The organism is Geoglobus acetivorans (assembly GCF_039641995.1).
Taxonomy (GTDB): Archaea; Halobacteriota; Archaeoglobi; order Archaeoglobales; family Archaeoglobaceae; genus Geoglobus; species Geoglobus acetivorans.
On the sequence record NZ_CP087714.1, the window covers coordinates 82,675 to 100,680 of the forward strand.

Below are 18,006 nucleotides of genomic sequence, written 5' to 3' on the forward strand. Positions count from 1 at the left end.
TATTCCGGCCCGCATTTTCTGCAGGAGTGGAGCGCAGAATACTGACGGTGTCCATCGCAAGATTCGCGGATTCAGTGGGAAGTGGTATGGCCTATTTTGCACTGCCAATTCTGATTTCGTCACTTTCAGTATACAGCCTTCCAATAGACCTTGTCTCAGGCATAGTCATATCCATCTGGGGTCTTGTGGCAACTCTCGTTCAGCCTCTGGCAGGAAAGGTGATTGAAAGATCATCAAGACCGAAGAAAATCCTCTCACTCTCTCTGCTGCTCACGGCAATCCTAATTTTCTTCTACACATCCATAAGGACGGTTGAGGAGCTTCTTTTCCTCAGGGTCGTGCTTGGAATTATTGAAAGCTTTCTCATGGTATCGAGCCTCACGCTCGTCATTTCTCTTGCTGGAAAGAAGAAGGGGCAGAGCTTTGGTATCTACAACACGTTCACAGATCTGGGGTTTTCGATTTCTCCCATCATGGCGGGCATTCTCATAAGCCTCAACCTGAACATTGTATTTTACATATCGGCATTATTCGTTCTGGTATCCTCCATGGGCGTATTCATGCTGGTGGATGAGCCCGAAATTTCGGAGATGAAAAAGAGAAAGGGCGGTTTCAGAGATGTCAGCAGGGAGATATATCCCATCCTCGTGTCTCTAATGTTCGTCGTTGCACTCATGTCCTCAATAGTACCCCTCGAAAACTCGTTCCTCGAGAGGCTGAGCATCACCCCGCTGGAATTCGGGCTGTCCTTCAGCATCTACCTCATCACCAGAACACTATCAAACACCTATGCCGGATATCTGACAGACAGGCACGGTGGACTGAAATCGTACACAATCTCGTCTCTCCTGATATCAGTTACTTCCCTCCTGATTCTGATTCCGAACATCTACGTTTTTCTCGGTGTCAGGTTCATTCAGGGGTTTATCGTGGCGCTTGTTTACACATCAGCCACAGTCACCATAGCCGAGAGGAGCGGTCTGAGCTATGCAATGTCCATGAGCATTCTCTCCTCTGTTATAACCGCAGGATTGACCGCTGGCCCGCTGATCGCCGGTATGATGAGTGGATACGTTGGTTTCGAATCGCCATACATACTCTTCTCCCTGCTTATATCGGTGCCTGTCGTTCTTCAGACCCTGAAAAATAAAAGGGGTCAGTTCCAGCCCCTGAAGTCGTAATATTCCTTAAGCTGGAGCTCAACATCAGGGACGTTGCCCTCGCTTCCACCATCCACAGGCTGCAAAATTATCTCGGGTAGCCTGTCATGGTCCCTTCCCCTCCCAGCAAGCTCGTTGAATCTCCTCTTCGCCAGGAAGGTCGTCTCTCCGATTTCATATATCCTCTCAACAGAGTAATCCACTCCGAGTCCATGGGTGAGAAGGGAGGCTATGTGGGACGGCTTTGCAGGGACGAATGCACACATTACGAGAGAATTGAAAATCTCCGTGAAGTTCTGCATTCTGGCAGTTATTATTCCCTTACCCCTGTTTTCGAATCTGTCCTCGCTCTCAATGCCGTATGCTTTTATTTTCAGGCCCATCTCGACATTGTACATCTGGTGGGGCAGGTGGCATGCTCCTCTGTTGTTTGTCGCATAGGCCACCGCAAGGCTGAAAAACGCCCTCGGATCATGCATCGGTATCTCAAGGCCCCTGACGTGGGCTGCAATTCCGTTCAGGCCGAGCTTCTGCTCAACCCTCATCGTACCCTCTGCGAGGAGGTCGCCGTTCCCCCTTCTGAACGCTATGTCGTGTAGAAGGCTGACAGCCCCTTCAGCATCACCGAACCTCACTCCAAAGTCAGCAAGGTTGTTTTCAGTGAGATACATCGCCATGCCGATGGTAACTCCTGCCGAAATCGTGTCCATACCAAGGGCGTTGGCAGCGTGGTTCATCTCAATCAGCTTCTCTCCAGAATCAATCATCAGAAGAGAGCCGAAAGATGCGAGGGTTTCATATTCCGGCAGATGATATTCTCCCCCATTGTAATCGAGGACCTTGCCGCACCTTATTGCACATCCCATGCACCCGTCGTGTTTCTTGAGGTACTTCTCCACCAGATAGTTTGCGGAGATTTTCTCAGCTTTACCGAAAACTCCGGAGGTGAAATACCTGACGGGCAGATCACCGAACATCTCCGCCGACTCAACGTAACCCCCCGTACCCACTTCCTTAAGCATGTTTGCCGTGAAGTTCTCCTTTATCCTGTCGGCAAGCTGCTTTACGGCATCTCTGTAAGCTTCCGGGTTCTCGGGTTCCGGAGTGAATTCATCCTCCTTCAGCACCGCAATACCCTTGAGATTTTTGCTGCCCATAACCGCCCCCATTCCAGTTCTTCCGGCTGCTCTCGAGTTGTCGACCAGAACGCATGCATACCTCACCAGATTTTCCCCAGCCGGACCAATCACTGCTGTTGACGCTTCGCCTTCGTCTTTCATTATCTCTTCCTGAGTCTCGTAAGTCGTCTTACCCCAGAGGTGGTCTGCTTCTCTGATTTCAGCCCCATCAGAGCTGACGGTTAGGTAAACTGGCCTGTTACTCTTTCCCTCAATGATCAGTCCATCCCATCCTGCCCTCTTGATGTACGTTGCAATTCTGCCCCCAACGCTGCTTTCACCCCACGCATAAGTGAGGGGAGACCTTGCCGTGAACTGCAGTCTTGAACATGAAGGGGCTGAGGCGGTGAGCGGGCCAGTCATGAGAATCAGCGGGTTCTCAGGGCCAAGTGGGTCGGCGCTGTACGACCCCATGTCGAGATGCAGGTTCACGGCCAGACCGCCACCACCGAGAAACTCCCTGTAAAGGTCTTTTCCGGGCCTGAAGGTTTTAACATCTCCGCTTTCAAGATTGATTCTCAAAAGCTTTCCTGTATACATCATCCAATCACCTTTCCGATAATCTCGAAAAGCTCATCCTCTTCAGGCACAAAAGGTCCGGTAACTATGCAGCTATCCTCCATCGCCCTTTTCACTATCCCTTCGCTGTTTTTCCTGATTTCGGAAGAATCGTAATGGCCCTCCACGCTGAATCTCGAATACAGATTCTGCATCAGGGCCATGACATCCATGCCTGTCTCATGCGAAAGCTCAGCGACCCTCTCAATACCTTTTTCAGCATAATATTCGAGAACCGGTTTCAGATATACTGCAACCGCAATCCCGTGGGGCATGTTCAGAACCGCTCCGGTGGCGTGTGCGAGAGCATGCACTACTCCAACCTGGGAGTTGCTGAAAGCCAGACCTGCAATCGTGGCGGCCAGGTGCATGTTCTCTCTCGCCTTCCTGTCACCCTCAGCCGATTGTTCAAAGCTATCAGCGATGAGCCTTACAGCCTTCACAGCGAGAGCATCGCTGAAGGGATTGCTGAAGGTTGAAAGGTAAGCCTCAACCGCATGGCTCAGAGCGTCGAAGCCCGAAGAGATTGCGATGCTTTCCGGCATTTCGTAAACGAAGACTGGATCAACCAGAGCAATCTCGGGCATCGCCTTTTCGTTTGCCATTACAATCTTCCTTCTCTCGCCCCTGTCCTTGAGAACTATTGCCCAGGTTACCTCACTGCCCGTTCCGCTTGTGGTGGGTATCGCAACCAGCTTCATCCTGCCGGAATAGCCCATTTCCTCGAGATCGGTGAAGGGTGTTATCTCCTCAGGAGGAATGTCAAGCTCTGCAAGAATCCTTGCTGCCTTCGCAACGTCAAGAACGCTTCCACCACCGAGGGCCACGATGAAATCCGGTTCAATTTCCCTGAGTCTCTCAGCCACATCCTCTGCGTCCTCTCTGTACGGCTCTCTTGCAGGGAGATAAATCCTCCCGGCAAAATCAGCGTAATTTTCCAGAATTTTTGAAAATTTTTCACCCACAACCTCGTCCGAGATCAGAACAGCTCTCTTACCCTGCAACCTTTCAAGAAATTCGACAGAGTCCTCCCCGAAGACGATTTTTGGAGATAAAAAATTCCACATGGACATCTACTCCGGCAGCTCTGTTTCGACCTTCTGAGCCACCTCTACGAGGGCTTTGGCAGCCTTGGCATACCTCATGACCTTCGCCATATTCCCCCTGAGCTTGAACTTGCCGGTTACAAGCCCCTTTATGGGGTCTATCTCGCCGTTTAAAAGCTTCTTCCAGTTCGAATACTTCCCCCTGAACTCGAACGCCGCACTCACCTGGGAAGGGTCCTTCACCATGTACCCGTCTCTGGCCTTTCCATGGTAGAGGTCGAGGTAGATGTACATCGGCTCAGTCAGCCCCTCGTCCGGCTCCACCACAAAAAGAAAATCCCCTTCCCAGTCCTTTGCAGCCTGTGCATACTCTTCACTTTCGTTCAGCAACCTCATGTACTCCTTTACCCATTCTTCGGAAAACAGCTTTGGCATAGAGTAAATTGAAATCAAAAATAATTAAATTTAACGCTCAATGGAACTTAAAATTTACATCGGACAGAGTTCTCCATGGTCATCATGTTCGTCTTCATCGGGAAGATTGTCAAGACCGAGTCTTTTCAGATCTTCTACCCTCCCATTCTTTTTCAGATAGTCTGCAATTGCCCTTTTCAGCGCATCTGCAGCGAGATTTGAGCAGTGCATTTTCTGGGGAGGTAAACCCCCGAGAGCTTCAGCAACGGTCTGCTTTGTGATCTGCAATGCCTCCTCGAGCGTTTTGCCCTTCGCAAGTTCTGTCGCCATGCTGCTGGTTGCTATCGCCGCACCACAGCCAAATGTCTGGAATTTTATGTCAACGATTCTGTCATCCTCAACCTTGATGTACATGGTCATTAAATCTCCGCATACAGGGTTACCCACGGTTCCAACACCATCAGCGTCCTCTATAACGCCAACGTTCCTGGGATTCCTGAAATGCTCAAGGACCTTTTCACTATACAAGTCAATCACCCCCTTTCTTCCTTTTCATGTAAAGAGGAGACATCATCCTCAACCTCTCGATGACGGGTGGGAGCTTTTCAAGGACATAATCCACGTCCTCTTCCCTGCTCCACCTTCCGAGACTGAAAACGACACTTCCATGTGCCTCCTCATGCTTGAGACCTATCGCCATGAGTACATGAGAGGGCTGTAGTGTTTTTGAAGTGCATGCCGAGCCTGTGGATGCCTGAATATCCTCCATATCAATGCTTAGAAGTATTGACTCACCCTCTATGTAGCTGAACCTGAAACTGGCGTTGTTCGGGAGCCTCTCAACGGGATGTCCGTTGAGATACGTGTCCTCAATCTTTAGCATTCCCTCAATCAGCCTGTCCCTCATTTTCTGAAGTCTTTCAGATTCTGCCCTCCATTCCTCGCTCGCAATCTCTGCAGCTTTTCCAAAACCGGCTATTCCTGCCACGTTCTCCGTTCCACCTCTGAGGCCTCTTTCCTGCCCGCCACCCAGTATGACCGGGTTCACCCTGACACCCTTGCGAATGTACAGCGCCCCAACACCCCTCGGGCCATAGATGTCGTTTGAGGAGAGTGTGAGCATATCCACGCCAAGTTTTTCAACATCAACCTCTATCTTTCCGAGGCTAGCGGTGGCATCCACATGAAACGCACAGTCAAAAATCTCCCTGATTTTCTCAATATCCTGAATCGTCCCTATTTCGGGATTCGCATGCTGGACTGACACCAGAATCGTATCATCCCTGATAAGATTCTCGAGCTCATCAGGCCTGACCTTTCCATGGCTGTCAACCGGTGCGAAGTCCACTTCGAATCCGTTCTTCATCAGAAACTTGGCAGAATTGATTATGGAGATGTGCTCAATTGCGCTCACCACAATGTGCCTGCCCTTATTTTTGTTCCTCATCACATACCCGATCACTGCAAGGTTGTTGGATTCAGTTGCTCCACTCGTAAAGATTATTTCAGAGCTGTCCGCATTTACAAGCCCGGCCACCTTGGCTCTCGCATCTTCCACAATCTGTCTCGCCTCAAGACCCTTCGAATGAATTGATGACGGGTTTCCGGGATGCCTGAAATACTTCAGCATCTCCTCGATTACACGTTCATCAACCGGAGAACCGGCCACATAGTCCATATACGGCATTTTTCAGACACCTCTCTGAATTCTGATTATGAATATTCCATCATCTTCCTCAACACTTAAAACTTTATGTCCGGCCCTCTCAGCCCACTCGGGAATATCCTTTCTGGCTGAGGGGTCGTCGGCAAGAACCTCGATAACGTCCCCAACTTCGACCTCTTCTATCGCCTTTCTCGTGAGGAAAAGAGGCATGGGACAGAACATACCAATGCAGTCCACAGATTTCTCTTTCATCACGAAATTAACAATGTTAATTTATATATTGGTTTCGCTGGAGTTACAGAAAATTAAAAACCGTATTCGTAAACCTCGGCGTTTTCAACGGCCTCCTCTTCCTGAAGGTTGCAGAAACCCTCGAATCTCATGACGTCTTCAGGAGTTGTTTTGGTAACGGGATGCCTCGACATAAGCAGAGAACAGCAGTCCTCGTAAGGGAGAATGGAGATTTCGTAAGTGCCTATTTTCCTCGCAACCTCGATTATCTCATCCTTGTCAAGTCCAATGAGTGGTGTGAGAACAGGGTATTGTGCTGCTTCATAAATCGTTCGCATGTTGTCGAGTGTCTGGGATGCAACCTGTCCGAGATTGTCCCCGGTGAAAATTGCCTTGGCGTTTTCTTTCTCAGCAATCATCGATGCCATCCTCATCATGCTCCTCCGGTAAACCACCATTCTGTAATCGGCAGGTATCTTTGCTATAATCTCCCTCTGAATCTGCACAAATGGAACCATGTATAGCTTGATCCTGTGATACTCCGAAAGTTTTCTGGCGAGATCATGAATCTTCTTCCTGACGGAAGGAGAATGAATCGTGGAATTGAAGAAGTGCACCGCCACAACTTCCGCCCCTCTCTTCATCGCCATGAATGCTGACACGGGGCTGTCGATACCTCCGGAAATCAGGGTGACCACCTTGCCCGAAACTCCTGTCGGCAGACCGCCAACACCTTCAATTCTCCCGGAGTAAACGTAAGCGTGATCTTTTGAGATTTCTATGTAAACCGTGTTTTCCGGATTCCTGAGATCAACCTTCAGATTTTTCTTCGCCCTGAGTATCCTTTCGCCAATCAGCCTGTTCACTTCCATCGAGTTCATGGGGAACTCCTTGTAGCTTCGCTTCGTCTCAACCCTGAACGTACCTGAGTCGGGCGCAAACTCTATCGCCTTTTCTGCAATCAGTTCAACGTCAGGCTCAACCATCTCTGCAAGTGCAGAATATTTAACTCCCGGAGTTTTCCTCAGCACGTTTTCGATCCTTTCCTCCCCGGAATCGATCACAATCCTTCCGTACTCTCTCCTGATTTTTATGCTGTCATCACCAAGCTTCCTTTTGAGGTTGCTGACTAACTTCTTCTCAAAATAGCTCCTGTTTTTCCCCTTCAATGCGATTTCCGAGTAATGAACGACGTACACCCTCATGCTCTTGCCTTCAACCCCTTTATCCTCCTCGCTTCCTCGACTATTTTCTCAATCTCTGAGTTTAACCTTTTCTCGAAGTCTGGTTTCCGGTATTCCTGAAAGACATCAATGTCAGACACCTTCATGATTTCGATCCAGTTTTCCCTCGGCATGAGGACGTACTCTCCAGCGTAGCTCTCAGCAACCCTCTCAGCCTCTTCTTCGCTTTTGAACTTGACTGATGTGTAGATTCCAAGCGTGTTCTTTTCTCCCTTGAAAATGTACAGCTTCACGCTCTTGCCGCTGACAAAGCCGAAGAAGTGGTCGGTTGACTTATCAAAGCCCATCTGCTCAAACCTTTCAATGAGGTCCTTGGGCAGATCGTCCATCAGACACCCGCACAGCGCCTTGACTTCCTGTTTTCTTATCGCTGTCTCAATTCTGACGAATACGTCCTTTGGAAATCCTATGACCACCTCTTCCCTCCTGTAATTCCCAATCTCCCTCGCTCCCGGGCAGAGGAAGGATATGTTCGGTTCGCCTGTGTCTCTCACTCTTGCAGTCGCTTCTCCACAAACCGCAGTTTCTCCAGCGAACTGCGCCTTGAGCTCCTCATCGAACAGGTTCTTGTAGTAAGAGGAAATCCGCATTATTCTGTCAGGTGTTGCCACAACGAGCACCACATCACATTCCTGACCCCTGTACGGCTCAAGCACTATGCTCCTCGTTTCGCCCTCTTCAGCCATTTCGGTGACAAAGCCGAGAGAGACCAGCGCTCCGGCACACATCAGATTGAATTCGTTGATTACAATCCTCTCTCCATGCTCTGCTACTATCCTGACGGCCTCACAGAACCGGTATTCGCCCTCAGCGTCCATTTCTTCCTTTCTAAAGATGACTGCTACGGGATTGAGCGGGATTTCAAAGTAATCTCTGAAGTTCAATCCTCCACCTCCACCCCGTATTTTTCGGCAATATCTTTAAAAGCATTTGCAACCTTCTCGAGTTCCTCCCACGAAAGCCCGTAGGTATTCACCTTGAAGTTTTTGGTCATGCCAGCCTGCACACCAAAGACTCCCCTTTTCTTCAGTTCATGATACAGGAAGTAGCCCTTCTTCTTGTGGCTTTTTGCTATGCTGTGGAACGCAGGAGACTCGAAATGCATCAGCGTGTGATTCTTGGGCCTCTCACCTATGAGCTGGAGCCCCTCGATTTTTTCCATCTCCCTCACGAACCATCTCGCCTTCTCAACCTCTTCATCCCAGTGCTTAACCCTTTCGACCACCTTCGGAAATGAGGCCATCAGCGTTATGACTGGCAGTCCGTAAACCGGTGAGCATCCAAACATGGATAGCTCCTTCTTTGTAAATGCTCTGCCGCTCCATTCTCCCCTGACCTTTGACGTCTGAAAAGCCCGGTCAGCAAGCTCGTAATTGGTGGCAAGAATGCCAATTGGAGCGGTGGCTGCCCAGCTTTTGTGACCGCTACCAACTATAAAGCTCGCTTTCAGCTTCTTTCCATTTATCTCCATAAGACCGGAGGTGTATGCTGTGTTCAGAACGAGAGGTATTTCATATTCCTCACAAATCCTACCCACCTTCTCCGCATCGGCCAGATTGCCGTACCTGTAATCAACATGGGTCAGGAGGGCAATGTCCGGATACCTACCCGTTTCCTCCTTCACCCTTTCAAAGGTCTGAGCATAACCCTCAGGATTTATTCTGAAATCGGGATAACCCGAATTGGGAACCTCATATATTTTCATATCGTTCAGTTCAGCCGCAATGTATGATGTGTAGTGTGCGAGTGAGTCGAGAACGAGAGTGCCGCCCTTGAAGGCGGACATTATAACGAATTTTGCGTGTCTCGCCCCCGCAGTAAACCTGGCAGTATCCATTCCGAGAAATTCGGCAACATCCTGTTTGAGCTGATTTATCGGAGGATTTTTTATGAGATCAACCCTGCCTTCAAGACAGACGTCACAGACAGAGTAACCATCTGCCCAGCTTAAAAGTATTTTTTTCGCCTCCTCAGTCAAAATTCCGCCTCTCTGGATGGGATGTATGTTTATCATCCCCTCAGAGATTCTCTTCAGGTTGTTCGGGTGATATCTCGACAGCTCCATCCCTCTCCTTAACGGTGTTTAGTTATTTAAATTTTGCTCGCTATTATCACGAGAGACGCAAACCCGATGCTCGCAGTTATTGCCATTCTCAGAAATCCGGGGGAGCATCTCTTCGAGAGGTAATACCCGATGAGCGATCCAACCAGTCCCGCCGGAATCAGCTGTGTCGCAAGTCCGAGGTCCACGTTTCCAAGAGAACCGTGCGAAATCAGAGCAACTGCTGAGAACAGCGTTGATGTGGCTAAATCAGTCCCAACAACCCGGTTGGGCTTGAGGTTCGTCAGATTGAGTACTGCGAAGGTTAGCAGAGTGCCACCCCCGACGGACGTAATCTGAACCAGCAACCCGACGATAAATCCCACGGGAATCAGGATGTAAACCTTCAGGCTGTTGTCGTGAAAGCTCTCGCAGTATTTGTCACATATAAAGCACTCTGTTTTAATTCTGCTGGTTTTGCTGGTATAAAGCATCAGAAGAGAGGAAACGAGAAGAACTGCTGCGAGGGTGATTGTGATCATGCCCTCATCTATCAGACCCCTGCTGAAGAATATGTGACCCGCAATAATCCCGAAAACACCCGGCAGAGCTGTGAATCTGAAAAGCCTGAAGTCGAAATTATCGCCCCTTTTATGAACAGCGGCCGAAAAGGACTTGACAGAGAAAGCGTATGCGAGATCCGTCCCCACTGCAATCTTCGGAGATATTCCAAAGAGGATCAGAAGTGGAGTCATGAGCGCCCCTCCTCCTATCCCTGTCAGCCCCACGAGCAGCCCCACCGCAAATCCCAATATCTCCAGCATTTTTGGATCACCTTTAACACCGTTAAATTTAAGTTCAGATATTAATATTTAACGAAAAAGTCAAGATTTAAAAAACATATCACCTGCTTTAAACATGCACATATGAGGAGATGATGCAGTATGGAGATTTCGATAGATATTGGAGACATTTCAAAATTTGTGGGAAAATACTCGCTCGGTAGGGACAATGGCAGTGGTTCGGCTCATTTTCTGAGGATCAAGATACCCGCCGGTCAGGTGGAGTCTGAAAAGCTGAGAAAGATAGCAGCGCTTTCGGAAAAATATGGGAGAGGATATGCAGAAGTTACTGACAGGCAGAGCATTCAGCTTCACTGGATCGAGCCGGAAAAGGCACTGGAAATCTTCGAAAACCTCTACGAAATGGGGTACTACACAGACATGTGCGGCCAGGGCTTCAGCGGTGCGTGCTTTGGAGACGTCAGAAACATCGTGTCCTGTCCGCTCAGCGGCAAGATAACTGATTTCGACGTTTCAAAACATGCCATAAAGCTGACAGAGTATTTCACGGGAAATCCGGAATTCCTCGATCTGCCGAGAAAATTCAAAATAGCCTTTACCGGATGCGGCGGAGACTGCGTTAGGCTTGGAATCAACGACCTGGGAATGTTCGGGATGGAGTATGAGGGGGAGCACGGGTTCGTTCCGTTTGTCGGAGGCAGCATTGGTGCAAGTCAGCCCGGACCGAACCTCGCAAAGAGCCTCGGAATATTCGTGCCAGAGAAAAAAGCATTCGACTTCGTGAAGACCGTGGTTGAGATACACAGGGACAATTCAAGCAGGGAGAGCAAGGTCAAGGCGAGATTCAAAAACCTCGTGAACCAGTGGGGCATCGAGAGGCTGAGGGATGAGATCGAGAGCATAACGGGTGAATTCGAGAGAGTGGAGATGTTCACACCCGCACCTTCCGACCATAACGGGTCGGGAGAGCAGGTCAATGGTCTTTACTACTACACGCTGCCCCTTGTTGGGGGCGTTCTCGATGCCGAGAAGCTCGTCTTCATTGCAGACATGGCAGACAAACACGGGGATGGCGAGGTTAGGCTAACACCGGAACAGAACGTAACCTTCGTCGATGTTAAGGATGTTGAAAAGCTGAAAGAAGACCTTTCAAGGGTTTTTGATGTTAAGGAAGGTGCCATGTACTATTCCTCAATCGGATGTGCATCCAACTTCTGCGGCAGAACGAATGAGCCGCACGCAAAGGATGTTCTCAAAAAGCTGATGGAGATATGCGAGAGGAAGGGAATTAAAGACGTCAGAATACACGTTTCCGGATGCAGAAATGCATGTGGATGCCACCATGTTGGCGAAATCGGACTTGTTGGGAGGCTGGTCAAGACGGATGAGGGTATCGTCCAGGGTTACGACCTTCTCTACGGCGGAGATTTCGCCGGGCTGAAAATGGCGAAGGTTCATGCTGAAGGACTGTATGGAGATAAGCTGTTCGAGGAATTTGAAAAACTGCTGGAGGGGATAAAAAATGGAACTGAAACTGAAACAGATTGAAGACGGAGTTTTTGAGCTTGACGTCAGGGGCAATGCATGCCCGTTCCCGCAGATATACACGGAGCTTGCCCTGAAAAAAATCGGAGATGCGAGGCTTGAGGTCATCACGGACAATCCTCCATCGGCCAGAGATTTACCAATCGTTCTCAAAAAAAGAGGATACCAGGTGGAATCCGAAAAAGAGGGTGATCACTGGAGGATAAAGATATGGAAATAATCAACACTGAACTCGCGATAATAGGCGGTGGAACAGCGGGCTGCATGGCAAGTTATGAGGCAAATAAGAAAGGAATTGAAAATCTCATAATAGAAAAGGCCAGCATAAGGAGGAGCGGGTGTCTCGCCCCGGGTGTCAATGCGATATATTCCTACCTCCACGAGGGTGAAAAACCGGAGGATTATTACGAGTTCGTGAAACATCAGGGAATGGGTCTTGCGAGGAGAGACCTTGCCCTGACCCTCATTAAAGAGACCCCCTACGCCGTCGAGATTCTGGAAAAATACGGTCTTCCCGTTCTCCATGAAAGGCAGGGAAGATTCGGGATGAGAATTTACGGAGAGCATATAAAGCCAATTCTCGCAGATATAGCGAGGGACAGCACGGAAAACATAATTGAAAGAGCATATCCATTCGAGCTTGCCGTTGAGAATGGCGAGGTTGCGGGAGTTTATGTTTACGATTTCAAAAACGACGAGACATTTTTCGTGAGAGCAAAATCTGTGCTGATCGCAACCGGAGGGGCGAGCGGGCTGTACATGAATTACACTGTTCCATGGTATCCCCCGTCAAACGCCGGAACGGGATACTCCCTGGCAATAAGGGCCGGGGCAGAGATAGAGGGTTTCGAGTTCAGATTCATTCCACCGAGAATAAAGGACGTGAACAGCCCAATAGGTGTTACCGCCGTTGGCTTCAAGGCACCTCTCAGAAATTCAGAAGGACAGGAGTTCATGAAGGAGAAGTTTGCGGAGTACGGCGGTGAGGGGTCGCCAATAGCTCTGAGAGCCTTAGGGCCGATAAGAGAGTACGCTGAGGGCAGGTTTCCTGTATACATAGACACCTCAGAGATAACGGACGAGCAGAAGGAAAGGCTTCTCAGGCTGTACCTCAACGCCTGGCCCCTGTTCTACCTGTTCATAAACGCCAGGGGTATAGACCTTAAGGAGAAACTCCTCGAGGTCATGCCATGCGAGCCATACATCTCAGGCTCACACACGGTTGCAGGGATATGGGTTAACGAGGACAGGATGACATCGATCAAATACCTGCTCGCTGCCGGAGATGCTGCCGGCGGGGTTCCCCTGAAACACGTTGGAGGGGCTCTGGCTGAGGGGATAATAGCCGCGAGAACTGCATCCAGAACGAAAAGAGCAAACGACCTCAAACCGGAGGAGAGAATTCCTGAATTTGGAGATTACAGCTGGAAGGATGCGGAGGAGAGGATGAAGTTCGTTCTGGAGCATTATGCGGGAGGTCTTTCCCGATATTACATATACAACGAACAGTCAGCAAGAATCGCTCTCGCAGAGGTGAACAAACTTCTGACGCTGAAGCTCGGAGGAGACAGGCTCAGATGCTTGGAAACCCGCGACAGGCTTGTGACGGCAAAGACAATGCTCCACCACATGATCGAAAGAAGAGAGACGAGAATGCCGCCGTTCCAGATGAGGAGCGATTATCCCGAATGGAGTAACTCGAACTACCTTCTCGTATCCAGACTCGAGAATGGAGAGATCGCTTACAGGAGGGATTACACATGATTGTCTTCGATCTCGAAAAATGCATAAAATGCAGAAAGTGTGAAAGGATCTGTCCCACACTCACCATTGGCTTTGATGAATTCCCCCGCCTCGCATATCCGGAAAAGTGCTGGCACTGCTGTGCGTGCATAAAGGAGTGTCCGGCCGAGGCGATCAGGCTCAGACTTCCCCCTCACATAGGCGATCAGCGCTACGAGATGCTTGTTAAAGATGAGGGCAAAAGCATGATATTCCAGATCCTGTTTGAAGGAAGGAAAATCGATGAGATGAAAATCCAGGTGAGAAAATGATTGAACCGCATGGAGGCAGGCTCGTAAAGAGGATTGCCGATGAAAGGCTCAGAGAGGAGGCAAGGGAGCTGGACAGCATAAGCATAGACAGAGAACGTGCCCTGGATGTTGAAAACATAGGTTATGGCATATACAGCCCTCTTGAAGGGTTTCTATGCTCAAACGATTTCGAATCGGTTTTGTGGGAGGGCAGGCTCGAAAACGGGCTTTCCTGGACGATACCAATAGTGCTTGATGCCGATGTCAGGGAAGGGGAGAGCTACGCTCTGAAGTTCGGAGACACGATTGTCGGTGTCATAGAGGTCGAGGACGTTTACAGCTACGACAAGGAAGAATACGCAAGGCAGGTCTTCAAAACAACCGATGCCGAACATCCTGGCGTGAGGAGGGTTAAATCATTCGGTGACAGGCTCGCAGGGGGAAAGGTCTGGTTCATCGAAACTGCAGATAACAGATTCAGCGAGTATTTCTTCCCGCCCGAAGTTACGAGAGAGATTTTCAGAAAATGGGACTATGTGGTTGCGTTCCAGACGAGAAATGCACCCCACATAGGCCACGAGTACGTGCAGAAGACTGCAGTAATGGCTGTTGAGGCATACACCGGTAAAGAGGCAGGACTGTTCATAAATCCGGTTATCGGGAAGAAGAAACCCGGAGACTTCAGAGATGAGGTCATCATCGAAGCATACAGAACCCTCATCGACAGCTATTACAGAAAGGACAAAACCTTCCTTGGAATCTGGAAAACGGAGATGAGGTATGCCGGGCCAAGGGAGGCTGTGCTGCATGCCATCGTCAGGCAGAACTTCGGATGCACCCACTTCATTGTGGGAAGGGACCATGCAGGTGTGGGCAGCTACTACAAACCATACGAGGCTCATGAGAAGCTGATGGAGCATGACGACCTGAAGATAAAGCCGCTCTTCTTCAAGGAGTTTCACTGCTGTGACAGGTGCGGAATTATCAGCAAGAGTGTCTGTCCGCATGAAGCGAGCAATTTTTCGGGGACGTACGTCAGAAACTGCCTGCTGAACAACCACAGGTGCGAGTACATCAGGGACGAGGTGCTGGACACTGTGAGAAAATTTGATAATCCCTTCGTGGTTGATGAATCAACCTGAGGTGAGTTGATGATCAGCATAATCGTTCACAGCGGTGAGTGGGACCGAATATACCATGCGTTCAGCATGGCATCGACCTATTCAGCTTTGGGAGAGAAAGTTTCCATTTTTCTCACGTACTGGGCAATCGACACGGTTGTCAGAGACACTGCAGAGACCGGCGATGAGAGAAAGGACGATATCATAAAAAAGGCGATGGATTCCGGTAAAATGAAATCACTTGGAGAGATGATCGAGCTTGGAAAGCAGTTCGGGAATGTGGAAATCGTAGTCTGCAGCGGAAGCCTGGACATTCTCGGATACAGCGAGAATGATCTGCCCGAGTGGGTTGACAGAGTTGGGGGGCTTGCGGAGCAGCTTATGACCGGTGAGAAAGTCATCTTCATCTGAAATTACAAATGTTAATTTTAACACCGTCGAAAATTATTTATATTCATGGGGCTATGCTGACTCCATGAAGGTTACAGGACTGAGGTGCAGGATTTGCGGTAAAGAGTTTCCTCCGGAAGCGCTTTACACTTGTGATAACTGTTTCGGCCCGCTCGAGGTAAAATACGACTGGGAGTGGATAAAGAACAGGGTCAGCAGGGAAAAAATCGAGAAGGGTCCAAAATCCCTCTGGAGGTACAAGGACTTCCTTCCGGTTGATGGCGAACCTGTTGACCTCGGTGCGGGATTCACCAGGTTCATCAGGGCGAGTAACTTGGGTGAGGAGCTCGGCCTCAAAAACCTGTTTCTGATAGACGATTCCACGAACCCGACGTACTCGTTCAAGGACAGGGTCGTGAGCGTTGCGGTTACGAAGGCCAAGGAGTTCGGAATGAAGGCCGTCGGATGTGCCTCGACGGGAAACCTTGCGGGCAGCATTGCCGCGCATGCCGCAAAGGCCAGACTGCCGGCATACATTTTCGTCCCGAGGGGTATAGAGAAGAACAAGATAATCCAGGCGCTCGTGCATGGGGCAAACGTGATAGAGGTGGACGGCACTTACGATGACGCGAACAGAATCGCAACTGAGGTTGCTGAGGAGCATCCGGACTGGGGGTTCGTGAACATAAACCTGAGGCCGTTCTATGCAGAGGGCAGCAAGACCCTTGCTTACGAAGCTGCTGAAAGGCTCGGATGGACACTTCCGGATCAGGTTGTTGTCCCGATGGCGTCGGGAGCGTTGCTGTGCGCAATATACAGGGGATTCAGAGACCTTGAGAGGGTTGGGCTGGTCGATGAGAAGGATGTGGTGTTCAACGGCTCCCAGCCCCACGGACTGCCAATATCCAGAGCCGTGAAGCTTGGAACCAGGGTTGAACCGGTGAGGAAGATGGACACGATCGTCCACAGCCTTGCAATAGGCAACCCGGCTGACGGCATATTCGCCAAGGAAATCATCGAAAAAACGGGCGGGTATGCCGAAGATCCGGTGGACAGGGAGGCCATCGAGGGCATCAAACTGCTCGCAAAAACGGAGGGCATTTTCACCGAGCTTGCGGGCGGCGTTACGGTTGCGGGGTTGAAGAAGCTTGTTGAGGAAGGCAGAATAGACAGGAGCGATGTTGTTGTTGCTTACCTGACAGGAAACGGTCTCAAGACCGGAGAGGCCATAGTGGATTATCTCGACGATACGCTCAAGATAAGACCGAGACTTGAAGATTTCGAGGAGGTGATAGCATGATCAGGGTGAAGTTCCCAACCGTTTTCGTGCAGATAACCGGTAAGAGGAGAATCGAGGTGGATGGTGTTACCACAGTATCCCAGCTTCTCGAAAAGCTCTTCGAGGATTATCCCCAGCTGAAAGAAAGACTCATAAAGGATGGAGACCTAAGTCCATTCATAAACATATTCGTGAACGGAGAAGATATCAGGTTCCTGAACGGTCTGGATACGGAAATCAAGGGCGGCGACGAGGTCGCATTCATACCCGCAATATCAGGAGGTTGAAAATGAACGAGGAGCAGATTAAGAGATATGCAAGACAGATAATAATGCCCGAAATAGGAGTTAAGGGCCAGAGGAAGCTGCTGGAGTCAAAGGTACTGGTGGTTGGGGCCGGTGGACTCGGAAGCCCGGCAATCCAGTATCTTGCCGGGGCTGGCGTCGGCCACCTCGGCATTGTGGACGGTGATGCTGTAGACATATCCAACCTGCAGAGACAGACAATCCACGCAGGAAACCTTGGCAAGAACAAGGCAGAGAGTGCAAAAGATTTCGTCGAAAGGCTCAACCCCGATGTAGAGGTTACGGTGTACCCATTCCACCTTGACCCCGAGAATGCGAGGGAGATAGTCAGAAACTACGATGTCGTGCTGGACTGCACGGACAACTTCGTGGCGAGGTTTCTGATAAACGACGCATGCGTCATAGAAGGAGTACCATTCGTCCACGCAGCCGTGCTGAGGTTCGAGGGAGAGATAATGACGATCGTTCCGGGAGAGACTGCATGCTACAGGTGCGTTTTCAGGCACGCACCCCCTCCGGGAAGCGTTCCAACCTGTCAGGAGGCAGGAGTTATTGGAGCCACGGTCGGCGTTCTCGGGACTCTGCAATCAGTAGAGGCGATCAAACTCCTGACCGGCATCGGAGAACCTCTCAAGAACAGAATGCTCATCGTCGACCTGCTTACCATGGAGTTCACTGAACTCAAGCTGAAGAAGGATCCGGAGTGTCCGGTATGCAGCGGAAAGGTTAAGGACATAATTCCGGAAAAGTACGCGGAGAGCTGTCAGCTATGAAAAAGCTCGATCTGAGAGGAGAGGTCTGCCCATTCACGTTCGTCAAAACCAAGGTGGCACTCGAGGACATGGAGAGCGGGGAGACTCTGGAAGTGATATTCGATCACGAACCAGCAATCAGAGACGTGCCCAGAAGCGTCCAGGCAGAGGGACACGAGGTGCTTTCAATCGAGAAGATTGGCGAGGACGAGTGGAAGATCGTGATAAGGAAAAAGTAGG

At 49.9% G+C, this 18,006-nt stretch carries 21 protein-coding genes; 11 read left to right on the top strand and 10 right to left on the bottom strand.

Annotated elements, in window-relative coordinates; translation table 11 throughout:
* The first annotated feature begins 26 nt into the window (after positions 1–26).
* Positions 27–1,181 carry an MFS transporter gene (locus LPQ35_RS00495; RefSeq protein WP_193806730.1) on the top strand — a complete coding sequence of 385 codons (1,155 nt, stop codon included), beginning with the start codon at positions 27–29 and terminating at the stop codon, positions 1,179–1,181.
* Here LPQ35_RS00495 and LPQ35_RS00500 read toward each other — a convergent pair.
* Genes LPQ35_RS00500 through LPQ35_RS00545 form a run of 10 tightly spaced genes read right to left on the bottom strand, consistent with a single transcriptional unit; the run spans position 1,157 to position 10,362 of the window.
* Positions 1,157–2,881, bottom strand: coding sequence for an aldehyde ferredoxin oxidoreductase family protein (locus LPQ35_RS00500; RefSeq protein WP_346297651.1), 1,725 nt, complete (start codon positions 2,879–2,881; stop codon positions 1,157–1,159). The two genes, LPQ35_RS00495 and LPQ35_RS00500, sit on opposite strands and share 25 nt — an antisense overlap.
* Positions 2,878–3,969, bottom strand: coding sequence for an iron-containing alcohol dehydrogenase (locus LPQ35_RS00505; protein ID WP_346297652.1), 1,092 nt, complete (start codon positions 3,967–3,969; stop codon positions 2,878–2,880). Before LPQ35_RS00505 ends, LPQ35_RS00500 begins: the two co-directional genes overlap by 4 nt.
* A complete protein-coding gene (locus tag LPQ35_RS00510; protein WP_193808626.1) occupies positions 3,970–4,377 on the bottom strand; it encodes an SCP2 sterol-binding domain-containing protein in 408 nt (135 codons plus the stop codon).
* Between the two features lie 54 nt (positions 4,378–4,431).
* Positions 4,432–4,884: a Fe-S cluster assembly scaffold protein NifU gene (nifU, locus tag LPQ35_RS00515; protein WP_193808627.1), complete on the bottom strand. Its 453-nt coding sequence runs from the start codon at positions 4,882–4,884 to the stop codon at positions 4,432–4,434.
* A gap of 1 nt (position 4,885) precedes the next feature.
* On the bottom strand, positions 4,886–6,043 hold the full coding sequence (locus LPQ35_RS00520) for an aminotransferase class V-fold PLP-dependent enzyme (RefSeq protein ID WP_193808628.1): 1,158 nt from the start codon (positions 6,041–6,043) through the stop codon (positions 4,886–4,888).
* A 3-nt stretch (positions 6,044–6,046) separates the two neighbouring features.
* Positions 6,047–6,274: a sulfurtransferase TusA family protein gene (locus LPQ35_RS00525; protein ID WP_193808629.1), complete on the bottom strand. Its 228-nt coding sequence runs from the start codon at positions 6,272–6,274 to the stop codon at positions 6,047–6,049.
* A gap of 53 nt (positions 6,275–6,327) precedes the next feature.
* A complete protein-coding gene (gene thiI, locus LPQ35_RS00530; protein ID WP_193808630.1) occupies positions 6,328–7,458 on the bottom strand; it encodes a tRNA uracil 4-sulfurtransferase ThiI in 1,131 nt (376 codons plus the stop codon).
* Positions 7,455–8,381, bottom strand: coding sequence for a DUF169 domain-containing protein (locus LPQ35_RS00535; protein WP_193808631.1), 927 nt, complete (start codon positions 8,379–8,381; stop codon positions 7,455–7,457). Before LPQ35_RS00535 ends, thiI begins: the two co-directional genes overlap by 4 nt.
* The gene (gene pscS, locus LPQ35_RS00540) at positions 8,378–9,562 is read right to left on the bottom strand and encodes an O-phospho-L-seryl-tRNA:Cys-tRNA synthase (protein ID WP_193808632.1); all 1,185 of its coding nucleotides are present in this window, start codon (positions 9,560–9,562) and stop codon (positions 8,378–8,380) included. The genes LPQ35_RS00535 and pscS overlap by 4 nt, the downstream gene beginning before the upstream one ends.
* A 26-nt stretch (positions 9,563–9,588) precedes the next feature.
* The gene (locus LPQ35_RS00545; RefSeq protein WP_193808633.1) at positions 9,589–10,362 is read right to left on the bottom strand and encodes a TSUP family transporter; all 774 of its coding nucleotides are present in this window, start codon (positions 10,360–10,362) and stop codon (positions 9,589–9,591) included.
* Between the two features lie 120 nt (positions 10,363–10,482).
* On the opposite strand from LPQ35_RS00545, the gene LPQ35_RS00550 reads away from it, so the two are divergent.
* The 10 genes from LPQ35_RS00550 (at position 10,483) to LPQ35_RS00595 (ending at position 18,005) form a co-directional block, all read left to right on the top strand.
* Positions 10,483–11,889, top strand: a complete 1,407-nt coding sequence (locus LPQ35_RS00550; RefSeq protein WP_193808634.1) for a nitrite/sulfite reductase — start codon at positions 10,483–10,485, stop codon at positions 11,887–11,889.
* On the top strand, positions 11,864–12,106 hold the full coding sequence (locus LPQ35_RS00555; protein WP_193808635.1) for a sulfurtransferase TusA family protein: 243 nt from the start codon (positions 11,864–11,866) through the stop codon (positions 12,104–12,106). Before LPQ35_RS00550 ends, LPQ35_RS00555 begins: the two co-directional genes overlap by 26 nt.
* Complete coding sequence (locus LPQ35_RS00560; RefSeq protein WP_193808636.1) at positions 12,097–13,650, top strand: FAD-binding protein; 1,554 nt, start codon at positions 12,097–12,099, stop codon at positions 13,648–13,650. Before LPQ35_RS00555 ends, LPQ35_RS00560 begins: the two co-directional genes overlap by 10 nt.
* Positions 13,647–13,940, top strand: coding sequence for a 4Fe-4S binding protein (locus LPQ35_RS00565; protein WP_193808637.1), 294 nt, complete (start codon positions 13,647–13,649; stop codon positions 13,938–13,940). The genes LPQ35_RS00560 and LPQ35_RS00565 overlap by 4 nt, the downstream gene beginning before the upstream one ends.
* On the top strand, positions 13,937–15,061 hold the full coding sequence (locus LPQ35_RS00570) for a sulfate adenylyltransferase (RefSeq protein WP_193808638.1): 1,125 nt from the start codon (positions 13,937–13,939) through the stop codon (positions 15,059–15,061). Before LPQ35_RS00565 ends, LPQ35_RS00570 begins: the two co-directional genes overlap by 4 nt.
* A 9-nt stretch (positions 15,062–15,070) precedes the next feature.
* Positions 15,071–15,451: a DsrE family protein gene (locus LPQ35_RS00575; protein WP_193808639.1), complete on the top strand. Its 381-nt coding sequence runs from the start codon at positions 15,071–15,073 to the stop codon at positions 15,449–15,451.
* A 64-nt stretch (positions 15,452–15,515) separates the two neighbouring features.
* Positions 15,516–16,730 (top strand): threonine synthase, encoded by a 1,215-nt coding sequence (gene thrC, locus LPQ35_RS00580; protein ID WP_193808640.1) that lies wholly within the window; start codon positions 15,516–15,518, stop codon positions 16,728–16,730.
* Positions 16,727–16,996 (top strand): ubiquitin-like small modifier protein 1, encoded by a 270-nt coding sequence (locus LPQ35_RS00585; protein ID WP_193808641.1) that lies wholly within the window; start codon positions 16,727–16,729, stop codon positions 16,994–16,996. Before thrC ends, LPQ35_RS00585 begins: the two co-directional genes overlap by 4 nt.
* A gap of 2 nt (positions 16,997–16,998) precedes the next feature.
* Positions 16,999–17,787 (top strand): molybdopterin-synthase adenylyltransferase MoeB, encoded by a 789-nt coding sequence (locus LPQ35_RS00590; protein ID WP_193808642.1) that lies wholly within the window; start codon positions 16,999–17,001, stop codon positions 17,785–17,787.
* Positions 17,784–18,005 carry a sulfurtransferase TusA family protein gene (locus LPQ35_RS00595; RefSeq protein WP_193808643.1) on the top strand — a complete coding sequence of 74 codons (222 nt, stop codon included), beginning with the start codon at positions 17,784–17,786 and terminating at the stop codon, positions 18,003–18,005. The genes LPQ35_RS00590 and LPQ35_RS00595 overlap by 4 nt, the downstream gene beginning before the upstream one ends.
* Position 18,006: the final 1 nt, after the last annotated feature.

Bases quoted from the DNA above. Each gene is read 5' to 3' on its own strand.
- pscS (WP_193808632.1), bottom strand. From the start codon at position 9,562: ATGGAGCTGTCGAGATATCACCCGAACAACCTGAAGAGAATCTCTGAG.
- LPQ35_RS00555 (WP_193808635.1), top strand. From the start codon at position 11,864: ATGGAACTGAAACTGAAACAGATTGAAGACGGAGTTTTTGAGCTTGAC.
- LPQ35_RS00525 (WP_193808629.1), bottom strand. From the start codon at position 6,274: ATGAAAGAGAAATCTGTGGACTGCATTGGTATGTTCTGTCCCATGCCT.
- LPQ35_RS00565 (WP_193808637.1), top strand. From the start codon at position 13,647: ATGATTGTCTTCGATCTCGAAAAATGCATAAAATGCAGAAAGTGTGAA.
- LPQ35_RS00590 (WP_193808642.1), top strand. From the start codon at position 16,999: ATGAACGAGGAGCAGATTAAGAGATATGCAAGACAGATAATAATGCCC.
- LPQ35_RS00585 (WP_193808641.1), top strand. From the start codon at position 16,727: ATGATCAGGGTGAAGTTCCCAACCGTTTTCGTGCAGATAACCGGTAAG.
- LPQ35_RS00560 (WP_193808636.1), top strand. From the start codon at position 12,097: ATGGAAATAATCAACACTGAACTCGCGATAATAGGCGGTGGAACAGCG.
- LPQ35_RS00575 (WP_193808639.1), top strand. From the start codon at position 15,071: ATGATCAGCATAATCGTTCACAGCGGTGAGTGGGACCGAATATACCAT.
- LPQ35_RS00570 (WP_193808638.1), top strand. From the start codon at position 13,937: ATGATTGAACCGCATGGAGGCAGGCTCGTAAAGAGGATTGCCGATGAA.
- LPQ35_RS00545 (WP_193808633.1), bottom strand. From the start codon at position 10,362: ATGCTGGAGATATTGGGATTTGCGGTGGGGCTGCTCGTGGGGCTGACA.
- LPQ35_RS00520 (WP_193808628.1), bottom strand. From the start codon at position 6,043: ATGCCGTATATGGACTATGTGGCCGGTTCTCCGGTTGATGAACGTGTA.
- LPQ35_RS00505 (WP_346297652.1), bottom strand. From the start codon at position 3,969: ATGTCCATGTGGAATTTTTTATCTCCAAAAATCGTCTTCGGGGAGGAC.
- thrC (WP_193808640.1), top strand. From the start codon at position 15,516: ATGAAGGTTACAGGACTGAGGTGCAGGATTTGCGGTAAAGAGTTTCCT.
- LPQ35_RS00510 (WP_193808626.1), bottom strand. From the start codon at position 4,377: ATGCCAAAGCTGTTTTCCGAAGAATGGGTAAAGGAGTACATGAGGTTG.
- LPQ35_RS00500 (WP_346297651.1), bottom strand. From the start codon at position 2,881: ATGATGTATACAGGAAAGCTTTTGAGAATCAATCTTGAAAGCGGAGAT.
- thiI (WP_193808630.1), bottom strand. From the start codon at position 7,458: ATGAGGGTGTACGTCGTTCATTACTCGGAAATCGCATTGAAGGGGAAA.
- LPQ35_RS00550 (WP_193808634.1), top strand. From the start codon at position 10,483: ATGGAGATTTCGATAGATATTGGAGACATTTCAAAATTTGTGGGAAAA.
- LPQ35_RS00595 (WP_193808643.1), top strand. From the start codon at position 17,784: ATGAAAAAGCTCGATCTGAGAGGAGAGGTCTGCCCATTCACGTTCGTC.